Source organism: Peribacillus sp. FSL E2-0218 (assembly GCF_037992945.1).
GTDB classification, from domain to species: Bacteria; Bacillota; Bacilli; order Bacillales; family DSM-1321; genus Peribacillus; species Peribacillus simplex_B.
Genome location: NZ_CP150304.1, coordinates 3,502,413 through 3,517,808 on the forward strand (window position 1 = coordinate 3,502,413; position 15,396 = coordinate 3,517,808).

Sequence of the window (15,396 nt, forward strand, 5' to 3'; positions counted from 1 at the left end):
CTTACCTGTCTATCAAGCTGTAATCATTATTTAAAACGGCCAATCAAATAAAATATAGCGGACAACACGATACTGATGATGATCGATGTCACGATCGGAAAATAAAACGTCGTATTGCCTTTTTTGAGGAAGATATCTCCCGGCAGCCTGCCAAGATGGATATACTTCATCGCAAAACCGATCACGAATATGATTACGCCGAGTATCATCACCATTTTAGGTATATTCATCATTCAGGCATCACAATCCCGAAGTGCTCGTAAACGAGCTGTGTGGTGATACGTCCCCTTGGGGTACGCTGAAGAAAACCGACCTGCAGCAGATAGGGCTCATACACATCTTCGATCGTATGTGCTTCCTCGCCAATCGTGGCGGCAATCGTCTCCAGACCAACGGGCCCGCCGCGGAATTTTTCGATGATCCCTTTAAGTAATTTATGGTCAATATGATCGAGTCCTAAACGGTCCACCTGCATTAATTCGAGTGCATAATCGGCAAGCCCTGCCGTTATCGTGCCATCTCCCCGAACCTGGGCGAAATCCCTGACCCTCCGTAAAAGCCGGTTGGCAATCCTCGGGGTGCCCCGCGATCTTCTCGCAAGCTCTGCAGCTGCCTGATCATCCATTTCCGTATCCATGATTCTGGAGGTACGAATGATGATATCCGTCAGATGGTTTTCCGTATAATATTCAAGTCGGCTCAAAACACCAAAACGGTCCCTAAGCGGCGCAGACAATGAACCGGCACGAGTCGTTGCCCCCACGAGTGTGAACGGCGGCAGGTCGATCCTGATCGAGCGTGCCTCCGGGCCTTTGCCGACCACGATATCGAGACAGAAATCCTCCATCGCCGGATACAGCACTTCCTCGACCACACGGGGCAGACGGTGAATCTCATCTATGAATAGCACATCACCGGGTTCAAGCGCACTCAAAATGGCCGCCAAATCTCCCGGCCGCTCGATGGCGGGTCCGGAAGTCGTGCGGATGTTGACACCCATTTCGTTAGCGATGATGACCGCAAGCGTCGTTTTCCCCAGGCCAGGCGGCCCGTATAAAAGGACATGGTCGAGCGTTTCTTCCCGCATCCTTGCCGCTTCGATATATACACCCAAGTTGGCTTTCACTTTATCCTGTCCAATATATTGCTTTAAGTTTTGCGGCCGCAGGCTTTGTTCAAAGGACAGTTCGTTCAAATCGGCTTCCTGATTGAATATTCTCTCCTCCATTGCGCCACTCCTTATCTTAGCATCAATTGCAATGCTTTCTTAATATATTGTTCGGTCGTCATATCTTCCGTCTGCAATTTCTTGGCAACCTTTTGAATTTCCTTTTCCGAATAACCAAGTGCCTTCAAGGCAAGCATCGCTTCATCCAATTCCTCCGTGTAACCATTTGGGCTGGAAGCAGCCGTGACGCCTTCGTTGAACAAGCTTGGAAACGCATCCGGTATGATGTTCTCCAATTTCCCTTTTAAATCCAGAATCATCTGTCTTGCCGTTTTCTTACCGACTCCCGGGAATTTCACCAAAAACGATTCATCTTCATTTTCGATCGCCTGCACCACCTGATCGACCTGACCTGACGCCAGTATGGCAAGTGCCCCCTTCGGCCCGATTCCGGTTACATTCAATAGCTTCGTGAATAAAGCCTTTTCTTGACGATTCTGAAAGCCATATAAGGCAACCAAATCTTCACGCACATAGTGATACAAAAAAACTTGGATATCCTTCTGATATTGGGCGGAAAAAATAAAAGGATTCGGCGTCATCACTTGATATCCGATCCCCCCATTTTCCACGACTATGTATTCAGGTCCGATATAATCGACCCTGCCTTTTATATAATCATACAAATTAATTCTCTCCCTGATTTTGCTGTACCTCTCATTTTATCATAAAACGGATGGTTGTTCATAGAAAGTTATTTCATAAACAGCAAAGTCTTTCACAAGATCTACGAATGCTGCGACCACCCTTTAAAACAAAGTCGAGTGAAAGCATCTGGCTGAGGCTACAAACACCTCAAGGCGTTCTTTTTATATGTTGAAACTGATGTGCAAAGTGGTTGGGGCAGGTACCGCCATTTTCGGCCTTGCATCGAATTTGGGTCGGGTTCACGATGAGTTGATGGAAATAGTATTGTCAAAACTTAAAAAAGACAGTAGGCAACCTCCATAAACTATTATCGAGGTTGCCTACTGTCTGAAGGCGGAGAATCCCAGCCTAGTTTAACGAATAAGGTTCGTATTCTTTTATGAGCTGTTTATATTGGTCTTTATTCATGATCGGAATCCCCTTTTGCAATTCCTCCTGCTTATAAACTTCAAGTTTCCCAACATCCAATTGGTAAAAAGTATGAATGATTTTGGCATGCTCAGGCCTTCCGATAAAAATGGACAACGTTCCATCCTCCCGCATCCCGAGATAACCATTCGCTTTCAATAGCGGCGAGATATCATTTTCAATTTTCTTAAGAACGATCTGTTCTTCATTTTGGTCGACCACTTTCCAGCCTTCATATTTGGACCAAAAATCCTCCATCGACCAAATTGTTTCGGTCAATTTCTCCTCGCTCAGTTCACCATCCAAGTACATACGCTGCAAAATGACCTTCCTTTCGATCGGGTCATTTTCCTTTTGCACAGATTCTTCCGCAAAAACGGTTAAGCAAAATGGCATGATTAATAGGGTCAGGAATAATTGAATCCTTAGTTGTTTAGTCAATATACTCACCTCTTAAGGCGTTTACTTTTTAAATAGTTTGACCCCAAACAACGTTTATTAACCAGAAAAAATCAAAAAGACTGACCCCACAATCGCGGTCAGCCCATGCATCATTTCAAGTGATTTTCATGAATATTAAGATTATCGAACATATCATTCGCATCCTGAATGATCAAGTCCCTTGTATCGCCATCACGAAGATTGTTATCCAGTGTCATCGTCCGGTAATAGACCCCTTCATCGGTGGTCACATATAAGGTCCTTCCTTGAGATAGCGGTCCGATTTTTTGTTTCACTATTTCTTTGATTTCCCCAGCTTGGCTGTAGTCATCAAGCAGCAGTGCAACAAGCATTTCATTTTTCATGATGACAGCCCTGGCATCAACGACCGGATCCACGCTATTTGCAACCCGATTGACTCGGTCTGCCAAATTGCCTTCATACGCATTATAATAGGATGATTTGGCCCGAAGCGGCTTACTTTCATGACCATGATAATTTCGATCACGCTTACTGTATGCATCATCTTTATCATACAGTCCTTGCGTCATATGCTGATAATTTATGTTCCGTACTAACTGATCTTTTTCAGTGGAATGGTATCCGGTTTCATCCGTGAAGTTCTCGTTCTCCGCTGTATCATTATTGGCGCATCCAACCAGACCAACGGCGGCCAATACAGTATAAAGCGGCACTGCCCATTTCAATTTCCGCACCTATGACCCTCCCATGGTAATTAATGAGCTATCATTCGCTCATAGTTAGCATGGGTGTCTGTCGGCGTTTGTACTCAGTTAGTTATGGCCAAAAAACCGGGTTATTTCCTATTCAGGGAAGAAATCTTCTTCGCCAACTTTTCATTCATTTCCATCCGCTCAGAAAAACCTTCGACAGTCAGTTTCCAGACGGAATGTAACTGGGATGAGCTTTTATTAAGGCGGTTCCACTCTCGGAAAATATCCGTCGGATAGGTTAAAGCAAATAAAAAGGCGAGGTCTGACTCATATTTTTGCAGCTGCGGCACTTGCCACAGGTCCGTTGCTGCATCACCTAAATGATGGGATATCCGGTTTGCGTATTGTAAATAATCAATGCACCGCGGAGCAATTGCCATCAAGTCAAAATCAATCAAAGTCAATGTGCCGTCTGCTTTGCGCAAGAAATTATGGTGGGCACAATCTCCATGGATGATGACTTTTTTCTCTTGATTCCATAAAGACTGGTTTTTTTCGAATCCCTCTAATGCCCATTCCCCCCATCTTATCCAATCCTTGACGATATCTTCTGAAACATATTGACGAACATAAGTAAAATTCTTTTTAAATAGAGATAGCCGTTCCCTCCATTTTTTTGCTTGATCGAATATAGGAGCTTTTACTGAAAGGTTTTCAGATACATCATGGAAACTTTCCAATAACTTTATCCCCTCCAAGCGGTCCTTATGATGGGAAAAGCGAAATTTCTTCTTGCTGGGTGGAAAATAGTCCATACTGCCATACCATTTCCCTTTGAATTGAAAGGGCATTAAATTCTGGTGGATATAATACGTTTGATCAAATCCCTTTTGCCTTAACAAAGTTGTCAATTCTCGTTGCCGATCCCACTTTTCAAAACTGTCGAATCCTTTAAGGATCAATGGATGGCCCTTTTCAAAAGTAATTAAATAAACACTGCTTTGAAGATGATGGACACTCTTTGGCTTACGATTTAAATAAGAGAGGAGACGAGTGTTAAAAACACTGTCTCCATGATAATTAGTAGTCATCGCTTTCATCTACATATGTCGGGATCCCAAATGTTTCAGGCGCACGAACGCCCCCGAATTGGCCTGGTTGGCCACCCATTTGTCCAGGTAACATTGCTTCCGGATGTCCGCCAAGCTGACCGCGCATCATGCCGGGCCGACCTCCGTTTTGGCCGCCCATCATCATCCCGGGCTGGCCTCCATTTTGGCCTCCCATCATCATGCCAGGCTGACCTCCGTTTTGGCCTCCCATCATGCCGGGCTGACCTCCATTTTGGCCTCCCATCATCATGCCGGGCTGACCTCCATTTTGGCCTCCCATCATCATGCCAGGCTGACCTCCATTTTGGCCTCCCATCATCCCGGGCTGACCTCCATTTTGGCCTCCCATCATGCCGGGCTGACCTCCATTTTGGCCTCCCATCATCCCGGGCTGGCCTCCATTTTGGCCTCCCATCATCCCAGGCTGGCCTCCATTTTGACCTCCCATCATCATGCCAGGCTGACCTCCATTTTGGCCTCCCATCATCATGCCAGGCTGACCTCCATTTTGGCCTCCCATCATCCCGGGCTGACCTCCATTTTGGCCTCCCATCATCATGCCGGGCTGACCTCCATTTTGACCTCCCATCATCATGCCGGGCTGACCTCCATTTTGGCCTCCCATCATGCCGGGCTGGCCTCCGTTTTGGCCTCCCATCATCCCAGGCTGGCCTCCATTTTGGCCTCCCATCATCCCGGGCTGACCTCCATTTTGACCTCCCATCATCATGCCGGGCTGACCTCCGTTTTGGCCCATCATCATGCCGGGCTGGCCTCCGTTTTGGCCTCCCATCATCCCGGGCTGGCCTCCATTTTGGCCTCCCATCATCATGCCGGGCTGGCCTCCATTTTGGCCTCCCATCATCCCGGGCTGGCCTCCATTTTGGCCTCCCATCATCCCGGGCTGGCCTCCATTTTGGCCTCCCATCATCATGCCAGGCTGACCTCCGTTTTGGCCTGGCATTACGAAGGGTTGATTTTGTTGGGCTTGATCTGATTCAGCTGACTCTGTTTCATATTGATATTGCATCGGATTGCCCATCTGTGGATAGGCCCCTAAATTCGGATCATGGTATTGCGGCTGTGATTGATCGGATTGATATTGATGATAATCAGGATGGTGATGCTCATAGGCGTTCATTGATTGACCGGGTTGATACTGCCCCTTCACTTCCGGCCCATACGTTCCAAGCAACCCCTTATTACAGCCACAATCTTCTTCATCTTCAGACTGTTGCGGGTGATTATGATGATTGTATGGCGATTCGCTTGGTGACTCATGGTCTTGTTGCATATATGAGCCCGCTACTTGATGCTGCTGCCCCATCATCCCCCCATAAAAATGGTGCGGCATCGGCGCAGATGCTTGATATGGATAGTGTTGTTGCTGATTGTATGGATTCATGCTTGCACCTTGAACATACCCTTGCGGCCCCATCGATTGCATGTCAGGAGATTCCCCCCAGATCTCGGAGCTTTCATCCATCATTTGATAGCCTTGTGTTTCCTGGTTCCCATAGCCGCCATGATAAGGGGCTTGCATCCCCTGCATCGGCATATGCGCCCATGGCGGAGGCTGCATGCTATAGCCGGTTCCTGGCATGATTGGCGTCATTGGAATGCAATCATCCACAGGCTCACAATATTCATGACTTGGCGATACGTCTGGCTTCTTCTTCTTTTTCTTTTTAGCGACCGGCTCTTCTTTCTTCGGTAATGGCGGCGGTGCAGGGGGCTTTTGCACACTCATATTGGTCATGTTGACCATATAATAATTATTGATATCGACCTCAGGAATCACTGGTGTCGGTACCTGGACTTCTTTTGGAACGATTATTTGCTTTTCTTTCACGATTGGCTTTGGCTGTTCTTTCATCGGTGGCTGATATTTCGGCTGTTCTTTCATCGGTGGCTGGTACTTTGGCTGTTCTTTCATCGGTGGCTGATACTTTGGCTGTTCCTTCATCGGTGGCTGATACTTTGGCTGTTCTTTGACTGGCGGTTGCATCATTTGCTGCTCTTTCATAGGTGCCGGCTGAGCTGGATACTGTTGAATCTGGGATTCTTTCACTCCCATATGAATGTTGGGTTTAATCGTTTCTTTTATTACTGCTCCGGTTGTCCCTGGTATTTTAATTTTCATTCCCGGCATCATCATGTCCGGGTTGCTTAATTGAGCGTTCACTTTTTTAAGTTCTTCAAAACTGACGCCGTATTTTTTGGCGAGTTTCCAAAGTGTATCGCCTTTTTGGACTATATGAATTTTCACGCTGATAACCCCTCCTGTGCATATGTCCATATATACTATGATGTAGTGGGTGAATTGCTATTATTTTTATCATGAAAACTTATGCTTCAAAATGGCCTTTTATGATTGGATCAATGATTTAGGCGCACCGATGCCCACTTTCTCGGCGAAGAAATAAGCACGAAAAACAGTTCACCCCTTCTTCCTAAGCCGCCTTTCTTTAAGGTCCAGTCTAAATTCAAGGAATTCCGGGTATAAGAAAGTAGATGGCTTAAGCTATATCTGGCACTTATATTTTTACTGGGAGGAATGTTAATGAAATGGAAGGGACGACAGGGCAGTTCGAACGTCGAGGACAAAAGGGGAATGAGCGGCAAAGGGATGGCAGGCATCGGTGGCGGGGTCGGCTTAATCATCGTCTTGATCGTTACGCTGCTTGGAGGCAACCCAAGCGATTTACTGGGCGGCTTGACTTCACCTAATCCTGGAAGCGGCGGCACTTATGTGGAAAGTGATGAAGAAAAGGAACTTGCACAGTTTGTGTCGGTCGTCCTGGCAGATACGGAGCGGGTCTGGACTGAGGAATTCCGGGAAAACGGCCTGAATTATGAAGAACCGACTCTTGTCCTGTACTCAGGAAGCGTGCAATCGGCATGCGGGATCGCAGGTTCATCAGTGGGACCGTTTTATTGTCCAGGCGATAAGAAGCTATATATCGATCTCAGTTTTTATCAGGAGTTAAAGGAAGAATTCCAGGCACCAGGGGATTTTGCCATGGCCTATGTGATTGCTCATGAAGTCGGGCACCACGTCCAGACATTATTGGGAACAACGGAAAAGGTTATGCCGGATCGTTCCAAGGTTAGTGAAACCGAATATAATAAATATTCTGTCCGCCTTGAATTACAGGCCGATTATTTAGCTGGGGTGTGGGCACATCATGTCCAGGGGGAGAATTTACTTGAGAAAGGCGATCTTGATGAGGCTTTGAATGCAGCCAGCGGCGTGGGGGATGACTCCATCCAGAAAAAAGCACAAGGCTACGCAGTTCCCGACAGCTTCACACACGGTACGTCCGAACAGCGAAAACGTTGGTTCAATAAGGGGTTCGAATCCGGAAATATGAATGAAGGCAATACGTTTGAAGCAAAAAATCTTTAATGGCAATCAATACGGGCAATACATAAAAAGGGGGCTGCAAGGGCCCCCTTTTTCCAATGTCCAATAAGCCTGGAGATAGACAGGCGATTTCAGGCCCGTTCAAGCATTCGATTTAAAGCAAGGATTGCATCAGCCGCAATTTTCTTTTCCACTTTTATCGGGTTGATGATTTGATCTGCTTCGATTGATTCAAGAGCCCATAGCAGATGCGGTAAATCTATCCGGTTCATCGTAAGGCATGGGCACATATTCGGATTTAGGGAGATGATTTGCTTGTCTGGATTATTGGCGATTAGTCGCTTGACAAGGTTCATTTCCGTGCCGATTGCCCAAGAGCTTCCCGCTTGTGCCTTTTCAATCATATCAATGATATAAGATGTGGAACCGGCATAATCCGACATGGCAACCACTTCCCGGCGGCATTCCGGATGGACGATGATATTCATGGCAGGCTGCTCTTTCCTAAGTGCTTCAATATTCGCCGTCGTAAAATTTTCATGGACCGAACAATGCCCTTTCCATAGCAGCACCTTCAGATCCTTTCGTTCACCTTCATGGATCAGTTCCTCCTTGTGAGGATCCCAAACAGCCATTTCCTCCAACGGAATGCCAATATCAAAGGCTGTATTCCGGCCAAGGTGCTGATCGGGGAGAAACAGGATCCGTTCTTTTTGCTCAAGGGCCCATGAGACCATCTCTTGTGCATTGGAAGAAGTCACCGTAGCTCCGCCATTCTTCCCCACAAATGCTTTGATGGCCGCAGTCGAATTAACGTAAGTAAGCGGAAGGATAGAATCTCCAAATAATTCCTGAAGCTTTGTCCAGGCCCGTTCCGTTTGATCGATATCCGCCATATCTGCCATCGAACAGCCTGCACGCATGTCAGGCAGAATGACGGTCTGCCCTTCTTCTGTCAAAATATCGGCCGTTTCGGCCATGAAATGCACACCGCAAAACACGATATAATCCGCTTCACGATTTTGGGCGGAAAGCTGGGCCAACTGAAGTGAATCTCCCGTTACATCGGAAAACCGGATCACTTCCTCCCGTTGATAATGATGACCAGGTATATAAAGACGGTTACCTAAGCGCCTTTTTATGGCTAGTACCGTTTTTTCCATATCCTCCACTGTCATCGTTTTGTACTTTTCAGGCAGGACATTCCTTGCCGTGCCAGCCATCTCCAGTATATTCATTTTAATACCCCCTCACGTTCTGTAACTTTTGCACTGATATCAAGAGCCCGGACGCTGTGCGTCAGACAGCCCAACGAAATGTAATCCACTCCCGTTTCACGAAATGTCGCTAACTTGCCCAGCGTAATCCCTCCTGAAGCTTCCGTTATGATATGGCCAGGAACCGATTTGATCCATTGCTTGATTTCGTCAGGACTCCTGTTATCGAACATGATGATATCCGCACCGGCTTCCACAGCCTCAAGGACCTGTTCCAATGATTCCGTTTCAACCTCCACCTTACATGTATGCCCCAGTTTTGCTTTGACCGACTGAACCGCTTCGGTAATCGAACCTGCGAAAGCAATATGATTATCTTTGATCATGACGGCGTCATACAAACCATTTCGATGATTGAAGGCACCGCCTGAGCGGACCGCGTATTTTTCAAGCATTCGCAGGCCAGGGGTGGTTTTCCTTGTATCACATGCCCTTGTCTTCGTCCCCGCTAAGATCATCGTCGCTTCATGAGCAAGCGTGGCAATTCCCGACATGCGCTGCACCAAATTCAAAACAACCCGTTCCCCTTTTAACAGCAAAGCCATATTGCCTGTCATCCGTGCAAGCTTTTGACCCGTTTCAAACACTTCACCATCCCGGACATGGAGGGTCACCTCGATTTGGTTATCCAACAAGGCAAACCCTGTCCTGATGACGTCGCTTCCGCTAAAAACCCCGCCCTCCTTTGCAATGAATGTCAACGCCCCCTGCTTTGACGGACCGAAAATCGTATCACTCGTTACATCACATTCCCCGATGTCCTCGATCAAAAAATGCTCCAGCATTCGCTTAAGCTTCAATATGTTCATACTGTCGTCTTCCCTTCACTCTATTTTTCACGTCTTGGCATGCAAGGATGACCGATTTTCCAAGCCATAGGGAGTCATCTTCGCTTGGATAATCACTGCGGTAATGACCGCCCCTGCTTTCCGTTCTAGTCAACGCCGATTCGGCAATCAGCCAAGCTACGATAATGGCGTTAGCTTTGGTGATTTCTGCTAGTGATCGTCCGGTAACTTCCAGATGCAGCAGGTTTTCGATGTGAAAAGCCTCGAGATAATTCTTCAAACGAATTAACCCCGCTTCCGTCCGGACGATGCCCGCTTCATTCATCAATTTTTCCTTCAATGCCCGTAAATCAGGTAAAGAAGCAACATGACAGGCACATTGGGACCGCTCTTTTTCTTTTGGCAGCTCCCTTGCTGGCGTATGAGCAAGCAAATCGCCAAGGATCTTGCCAAAAACCAGCCCTTCGAGAAGTGAATTGCTTGCCAGTCGGTTCGCACCATGCACACCCGTGCATGCCACCTCACCGACTGCATACAAAGAAGGGACAGAGGTTCTCCCCCACTCATCCACTTCGATTCCTCCCATTAAAAAGTGGTTCCCAGGTGCAACCGGGATCTTTCCGAACTGGAGATTCACCCCGCTTCTCTCACATAATGAGCTCACCGTCGGGAATCGCTTTTTAAAATCCTTGATCATCGAAATATCCAAAAACACCTTTTCACCGCGCTGTAAATAAGAAAAAATCGTCTGTGCGACAATATGCCTCGGGGCGAGATCCTTCAACCGATGTACATCCTGCATGATCGGCATTCCATCTTCAGTCACTAATAGGGCGCCGTCACCACGGACCGCTTCCGAAATAAGACCTTCGGCTTTGTTATTCACAAAAAGCAGTGTCGGATGGAACTGGATGAATTCCATATCACGAACCTTCGCCCCCGCCTTGAACGCAAGCGCGATTCCATCACCTGATACCGTTTGTGAATTAGATGTAAAACGGTATAGCGAACCGCATCCGCCCGTTGCCAGAACCGTTTGCTCTGCATGATAGAAAGCCAGTTTCCCTGACCTATCAAGGGTTTTGACGCCGATGCAAGATTCATCTTCACCGATGATCAACTCCACCGCGGCCTCATTCTCGATTACCTGAACCTTCGAGCTTTTCAAGCATTCTATTAGGTGCTCCATCATGTACTTTCCTGTACCATCGCCGTGACAATGAAGGATTCTCCTTTCACTATGGGCACCCTCCATCCCAAGCATCAGCCTGCCGTCATGATTTCGGTCAAATTGCATACCGGACTGGATAAGTTCAGAGATCGCCAAAGGGGCCCCCTCGACAAGTTTTTCCACTGCCTTCACTTTGTTATGGTGCTGGCCGGCAGCCAGCGTATCTTTTTTATGTAAGGATACCCCATCCTGATCGGATAGTGCCGCGGCAATCCCTCCTTGTGCCAAGTAGGAATTACTATGACGAAGCTCTGATTTTGTGATGAGTATCACATGTTTATGGTCACTTGCTTCCAATACCGTTTTCAAGGCTGCAATACCACTGCCTATCACGATGACTTCCGTTCTAACCATGATTATTTACCTCCTGTTTACGACAGGTGTCTTGACAACTATATTTACATATTATTAAACTATTATCAAGAGTTTTTTAGAATGAAGGATGGAAGTGATTTAGTGATCTATTTGGACTATGCGGCCACTACGCCGATGGATGAAGAAGCGATCGACGTGTACAGCCAAGCCTCCCGGAGGTTTTTCGGGAACGCAAGCAGTTTGCATGATATTGGCTCTGATAGTGCACGTTTATTGGATATGTCACGACAGCAACTGGCAGATATGCTGAATATAAAAAAAGAAGGCATCATCTTCACGAGCGGTGGTTCGGAAGGCAATATGCTTGCAATCGATACATTTATCGCTTCAAAACCAGCTTGGCAAAACCATCTGATTGTTAGCCGGACCGAGCATGCATCGATTGCCAACTATATCTGCAAGCTTGAACAATCCGGCTACGAGGTGACGTATTTACGGCATTGGGAAGATGGCCTCATCGATATCGAACACCTGAGGGGAGCTCTGTCGGAGAAAACCTGCCTGGTCATTGTCCAGCATGTGAATTCTGAAATAGGTGTCATTCAGCCCATTGAGCAAATAAGCAGAATCGTTCGGGAGCATCAAGCCTTTTTGCATGTCGATTGTGTTCAATCATTTGCAAAGTTGCCACTGGATAGGTTATCCGCTTTATGTGATGGAATGTCCATTTCCAGCCATAAAGTTTATGGACCAAAAGGGACCGGGGCCGCGATTTTCCCAGCCATCCAGCATTTAAAGGCTTTGATTCCGAATGTCACGCATGAATCTGGATTCCGTCCTGGTACGGTGGATGTCCCCAGTATAGCCTCGTTCGTGACAGCTGCCAAAAATTTAGGAGATATCATCGAAAATGAGCATAGGCGGATTTTCATGCTTAGGATTCAATTGATTCACCAACTAACGGAAAGAAAGGTCGACTTTCAAATCATCGAAGCGAAAACTGAGCAATTGCCGCACATCCTCGCGCTGACCTTCGCGGGTTTGCAAGGGCAGTACATCATGCTCGAATTAAACAGGAAGGGCTTCGCGGTATCGACGGGGAGCGCCTGTCAGATCGGTAAACAGGAGCCATCCAAAACCATGATGGCAATCGGGAAAAACGAAGAAGAAGCCCATCAATTCGTCCGTCTTTCCTTTGGAAAACATACCACTGCAGATGATATTCACAAATTGGCAGACTGCCTCGAAGGAGTGGCTGCCATTCGATAAGACCGGCCATTCTATGGTAGAATGTTTATCATAAAGAGGTGAATGAATGATGGAAAGAAAGAAATTACTCGGGGAAGAAAGACGGACGAAACTTTTACATATATTGCAAACAAGCCCAGAGCCCGTTACTGGCAGCGAACTTTCGCAAATGACGAATGTAAGCCGCCAAGTCATCGTTGGCGATATAACGCTTCTGAAAGCACGGAATGAACCGATCATTGCCACGAGCCAAGGCTATATGTTCTTACCGACCGAAAGCACGAAAAAGCCCGAAAGGATCATCGCTTGCCAGCACGATCCTTCCCGGACGCAGGAAGAGCTATATCTGCTCGTGGATATCGGCATCACGGTGAAGGATGTCAAAATCGAGCACCCTGTATACGGTGACCTTACTGCTTCCATCATGGTCAGCAGCCGTAAGGAAGTCCAGCAATTCCTCTCAAGGGTATCTGCCACGAATGCTTCCTTTTTATCGGAGCTAACGAGCGGCATCCATCTCCATACACTGAGCGCATCTTCCGAGGAACTGCTTGACGAGGCGGAGGAGGCACTAAGGGACGCCGGCATATTGGTTGATTGACTGAACGAACCCCATCTTATCTGGAGGGGTTTTTTCTTGTCTGACTATCTATACTTGCTGCTGATCCGAATGGCTTTCATGGGAGCTGTCCTGGCCTGATTGGCTTTCATTGCTTCTCAATTGGCCAATGAGGTTGAGGACGGAACCGACCGCTTGTATCCAGCCCCCCATCGTCTGTATTAATTCAGCATCTGTCTGCTTTTCGTCTAAATCAGGATATTGATATTTTTGTTTTCCCTCCTCGTTTTCTTCTTGTTTGCCTTCATCGTTTTCTTGTTTTTCACCTTCATCATTTTCCTGATCTTTTTCAAGGATGCTATTTCTTAATTCGCTAATTCCACCAATCGCTTGCATCGAATTCCCGATCGCCTGCAAAATATTCCCCGTGACATTCAAGGCCTGTTCAGGTTCATCAGGATTTTCGTATGCCCCCGCTACCGCTGTTCCCCCGCCTAACGCCTGAATCAGGTTGCCTTTGATGATCAATTCCTGCTTCGTCACCTCATCGAAGTCAATGACCAAGCCTAAGATGACAGTCGAATTACCGATCGCCTGTATTTGATTGCCGAATTTATCTAGTGACCATGTTTCTTCCGCATCCGCCAATATCGCATTTCCTGTCGCTTGAAGTTCATTGCCGATCAAATCCAGGTTTTTGCGAAAATCCTCATCGAACACTTTCGATGGTGTTCCTCCAACAGCAGAAATGACCGTCCCTATCGCTTGCGTCCAAGAACCGAAAGTTTCCTTGAATTGACTATCCATCTCTACTGAACACCACCCGCTCCATGCATTTTTAATACTCACCCGGCCATAAAAAAGTGCCGCTGTTGCTTTCGTCTTGTAGGTATGTATTCTTTTTTATCGATTTTGCCGTTCGCCTACCCATTGTATACGAGTTCAGCAAGAATGGTGAGTACATTCGGCCTTTTCAAACCGGCCTCCTCCCACAAAAAAACGCCCCGGATAAGCTCCAGGGCGCCGTCTCAATCATGATCATTATATTCCTTCCTGATTCCAAGGCCCGCCGCTATAGGCTGGACCTTTTTGAAACTGTGGAAAAGGTATGCACCCTTCGCAACAAGTCATTCCGACCGGAAATCAGCGCTGCACCACACCGTTTCTTACTTTAAAGCATGAATAGCTTCCCATGACCGAAACCGTGCAGCCAAGTGCCTCCAATTCGGATATGGCGCCTGGGATGAGAACATCGTCAAGGGCCATCTCAACGTCAATGATGAAAAAGTAATGGCCAAGGCCGGTTTTCATCGGTCTTGATTCGATCTTGGAGAGGTTCAGCTTCCTCCAGGAGAAAGCGGAAAGCACTTGATGCAGCTGCCCCGAGTGGTCGGCAGGAAGCTGGACCATCAAGGTCGTCTTCGCATCTCCTTCAACCGTCAAATGCCCGGTATAGTCCACTTCACTGTTCGATACGACGATGAACTTTGTATGATTATGTTCGTAATCATGGATATTGTGCTTCACGATCGTCAGGCCATACTCCGCTGCAGCCATATCATTGGCAATGGCAGCAATGTTGATGTCAGGGTTCTCCATCACCATCTTCGCAGCAGCGGCGGTCGACGTCACATACTCATATGGAATGCCCCTCAAATCTTTATGTAGAAATTTGCGGCATTGGGCAATGGCATGGGAATGCGAATATACCATGTCCGGTTTGAAACCTGGATACGCATGATCCGGATGCACCATATAATGCTGCTGGATCGGAATCGTCACTTCCCCTTTTATCGGTAATGTGACTTCATGGACCAGGTAATCCATCGTTATATTGACCGAGCCCTCCAATGCATTCTCGATGGGGACGAGCGTGTGATTCACTTCGCCGTCCCGGACAGCATCAAGGCAGTCGGGAATCGTATTCATCGGTATCTTTATGTCATTAGGAAATAGTCGTGAAACAGCTAAATCCGTGAACGTTGCTTTTGGCCCTAGAAATGCGATTTTTGATGTCATATTATAAACTCCCTTTCACGGAAAATCTATTGTTTATGTTATGCCATTTTCAGATTTTTTACAATAGTTAATCGCCACTTA

The 15,396-nt window shown here is 47.0% G+C and carries 15 protein-coding genes; 3 read left to right on the plus strand and 12 right to left on the minus strand.

Features of this window, described 5'->3' with window-relative positions; all coding sequences use genetic code 11:
* Nucleotides 1-26: 26 nt before the first annotated feature.
* From MHI53_RS16840 to safA, 7 genes are all read right to left on the minus strand, one after another.
* A complete protein-coding gene (locus tag MHI53_RS16840; protein WP_340371788.1) occupies nucleotides 27-233 on the minus strand; it encodes a DUF2905 domain-containing protein in 207 nt (68 codons plus the stop codon).
* Entirely contained in the window at nucleotides 230-1,228 is a 999-nt protein-coding gene (gene ruvB, locus MHI53_RS16845) for a Holliday junction branch migration DNA helicase RuvB (protein WP_340371789.1), read from the minus strand. The genes MHI53_RS16840 and ruvB overlap by 4 nt, the downstream gene beginning before the upstream one ends.
* 11 nt (nucleotides 1,229-1,239) lie before the next feature.
* A complete protein-coding gene (gene ruvA / locus MHI53_RS16850) occupies nucleotides 1,240-1,854 on the minus strand; it encodes a Holliday junction branch migration protein RuvA (protein ID WP_061143725.1) in 615 nt (204 codons plus the stop codon).
* Nucleotides 1,855-2,224: 370 nt separating this feature from the next.
* On the minus strand, nucleotides 2,225-2,725 hold the full coding sequence (locus MHI53_RS16855) for an intercompartmental signaling factor BofC (RefSeq protein ID WP_061143726.1): 501 nt from the start codon (nucleotides 2,723-2,725) through the stop codon (nucleotides 2,225-2,227).
* A gap of 110 nt (nucleotides 2,726-2,835) precedes the next feature.
* Nucleotides 2,836-3,441, minus strand: a complete 606-nt coding sequence (locus tag MHI53_RS16860; protein ID WP_340371790.1) for a YhcN/YlaJ family sporulation lipoprotein — start codon at nucleotides 3,439-3,441, stop codon at nucleotides 2,836-2,838.
* A gap of 101 nt (nucleotides 3,442-3,542) precedes the next feature.
* A complete protein-coding gene (locus MHI53_RS16865; RefSeq protein ID WP_340371791.1) occupies nucleotides 3,543-4,490 on the minus strand; it encodes a phosphotransferase in 948 nt (315 codons plus the stop codon).
* Nucleotides 4,480-6,780, minus strand: coding sequence for a SafA/ExsA family spore coat assembly protein (gene safA, locus MHI53_RS16870; RefSeq protein WP_340371792.1), 2,301 nt, complete (start codon nucleotides 6,778-6,780; stop codon nucleotides 4,480-4,482). Before safA ends, MHI53_RS16865 begins: the two co-directional genes overlap by 11 nt.
* Before the next feature lie 294 nt (nucleotides 6,781-7,074).
* On the opposite strand from safA, the gene MHI53_RS16875 reads away from it, so the two are divergent.
* A complete protein-coding gene (locus MHI53_RS16875) occupies nucleotides 7,075-7,920 on the plus strand; it encodes a neutral zinc metallopeptidase (protein ID WP_061143465.1) in 846 nt (281 codons plus the stop codon).
* An 89-nt stretch (nucleotides 7,921-8,009) separates the two neighbouring features.
* Here the strand turns inward: MHI53_RS16875 and nadA are convergent, their stop codons facing one another.
* The 3 genes from nadA to nadB are packed head-to-tail and all read right to left on the minus strand — an operon-like array spanning nucleotide 8,010 to nucleotide 11,528.
* Nucleotides 8,010-9,116: a quinolinate synthase NadA gene (nadA, locus tag MHI53_RS16880; RefSeq protein WP_340371793.1), complete on the minus strand. Its 1,107-nt coding sequence runs from the start codon at nucleotides 9,114-9,116 to the stop codon at nucleotides 8,010-8,012.
* Nucleotides 9,113-9,964: a carboxylating nicotinate-nucleotide diphosphorylase gene (nadC, locus tag MHI53_RS16885; protein WP_340371794.1), complete on the minus strand. Its 852-nt coding sequence runs from the start codon at nucleotides 9,962-9,964 to the stop codon at nucleotides 9,113-9,115. Before nadC ends, nadA begins: the two co-directional genes overlap by 4 nt.
* On the minus strand, nucleotides 9,945-11,528 hold the full coding sequence (gene nadB / locus MHI53_RS16890) for an L-aspartate oxidase (protein ID WP_340371795.1): 1,584 nt from the start codon (nucleotides 11,526-11,528) through the stop codon (nucleotides 9,945-9,947). Before nadB ends, nadC begins: the two co-directional genes overlap by 20 nt.
* A gap of 81 nt (nucleotides 11,529-11,609) precedes the next feature.
* Between nadB and MHI53_RS16895 the strand changes: the two genes are divergently transcribed.
* Nucleotides 11,610-12,758, plus strand: coding sequence for an IscS subfamily cysteine desulfurase (locus MHI53_RS16895; protein WP_260320244.1), 1,149 nt, complete (start codon nucleotides 11,610-11,612; stop codon nucleotides 12,756-12,758).
* 46 nt (nucleotides 12,759-12,804) lie between these two features.
* Nucleotides 12,805-13,338 (plus strand): transcription repressor NadR, encoded by a 534-nt coding sequence (locus tag MHI53_RS16900; protein WP_061143469.1) that lies wholly within the window; start codon nucleotides 12,805-12,807, stop codon nucleotides 13,336-13,338.
* A 48-nt stretch (nucleotides 13,339-13,386) separates the two neighbouring features.
* Here MHI53_RS16900 and MHI53_RS16905 read toward each other — a convergent pair whose 3' ends face one another.
* Together MHI53_RS16905 and pheA are read right to left on the minus strand one after the other, a co-directional pair.
* Entirely contained in the window at nucleotides 13,387-14,103 is a 717-nt protein-coding gene (locus MHI53_RS16905) for a hypothetical protein (RefSeq protein WP_081092507.1), read from the minus strand.
* A gap of 336 nt (nucleotides 14,104-14,439) precedes the next feature.
* On the minus strand, nucleotides 14,440-15,315 hold the full coding sequence (gene pheA / locus MHI53_RS16910; protein ID WP_061143470.1) for a prephenate dehydratase: 876 nt from the start codon (nucleotides 15,313-15,315) through the stop codon (nucleotides 14,440-14,442).
* Nucleotides 15,316-15,396: the final 81 nt, after the last annotated feature.

Bases quoted from the DNA above. Each gene is read 5' to 3' on its own strand.
- nadB (WP_340371795.1), bottom strand. From the start codon at position 11,528: ATGGTTAGAACGGAAGTCATCGTGATAGGCAGTGGTATTGCAGCCTTG.
- pheA (WP_061143470.1), bottom strand. From the start codon at position 15,315: ATGACATCAAAAATCGCATTTCTAGGGCCAAAAGCAACGTTCACGGAT.
- MHI53_RS16900 (WP_061143469.1), top strand. From the start codon at position 12,805: ATGATGGAAAGAAAGAAATTACTCGGGGAAGAAAGACGGACGAAACTT.
- nadA (WP_340371793.1), bottom strand. From the start codon at position 9,116: ATGAATATACTGGAGATGGCTGGCACGGCAAGGAATGTCCTGCCTGAA.
- MHI53_RS16865 (WP_340371791.1), bottom strand. From the start codon at position 4,490: ATGACTACTAATTATCATGGAGACAGTGTTTTTAACACTCGTCTCCTC.
- nadC (WP_340371794.1), bottom strand. From the start codon at position 9,964: ATGAACATATTGAAGCTTAAGCGAATGCTGGAGCATTTTTTGATCGAG.
- ruvB (WP_340371789.1), bottom strand. From the start codon at position 1,228: ATGGAGGAGAGAATATTCAATCAGGAAGCCGATTTGAACGAACTGTCC.
- MHI53_RS16875 (WP_061143465.1), top strand. From the start codon at position 7,075: ATGAAATGGAAGGGACGACAGGGCAGTTCGAACGTCGAGGACAAAAGG.
- MHI53_RS16895 (WP_260320244.1), top strand. From the start codon at position 11,610: ATGAAGGATGGAAGTGATTTAGTGATCTATTTGGACTATGCGGCCACT.
- MHI53_RS16905 (WP_081092507.1), bottom strand. From the start codon at position 14,103: ATGGATAGTCAATTCAAGGAAACTTTCGGTTCTTGGACGCAAGCGATA.
- MHI53_RS16840 (WP_340371788.1), bottom strand. From the start codon at position 233: ATGATGAATATACCTAAAATGGTGATGATACTCGGCGTAATCATATTC.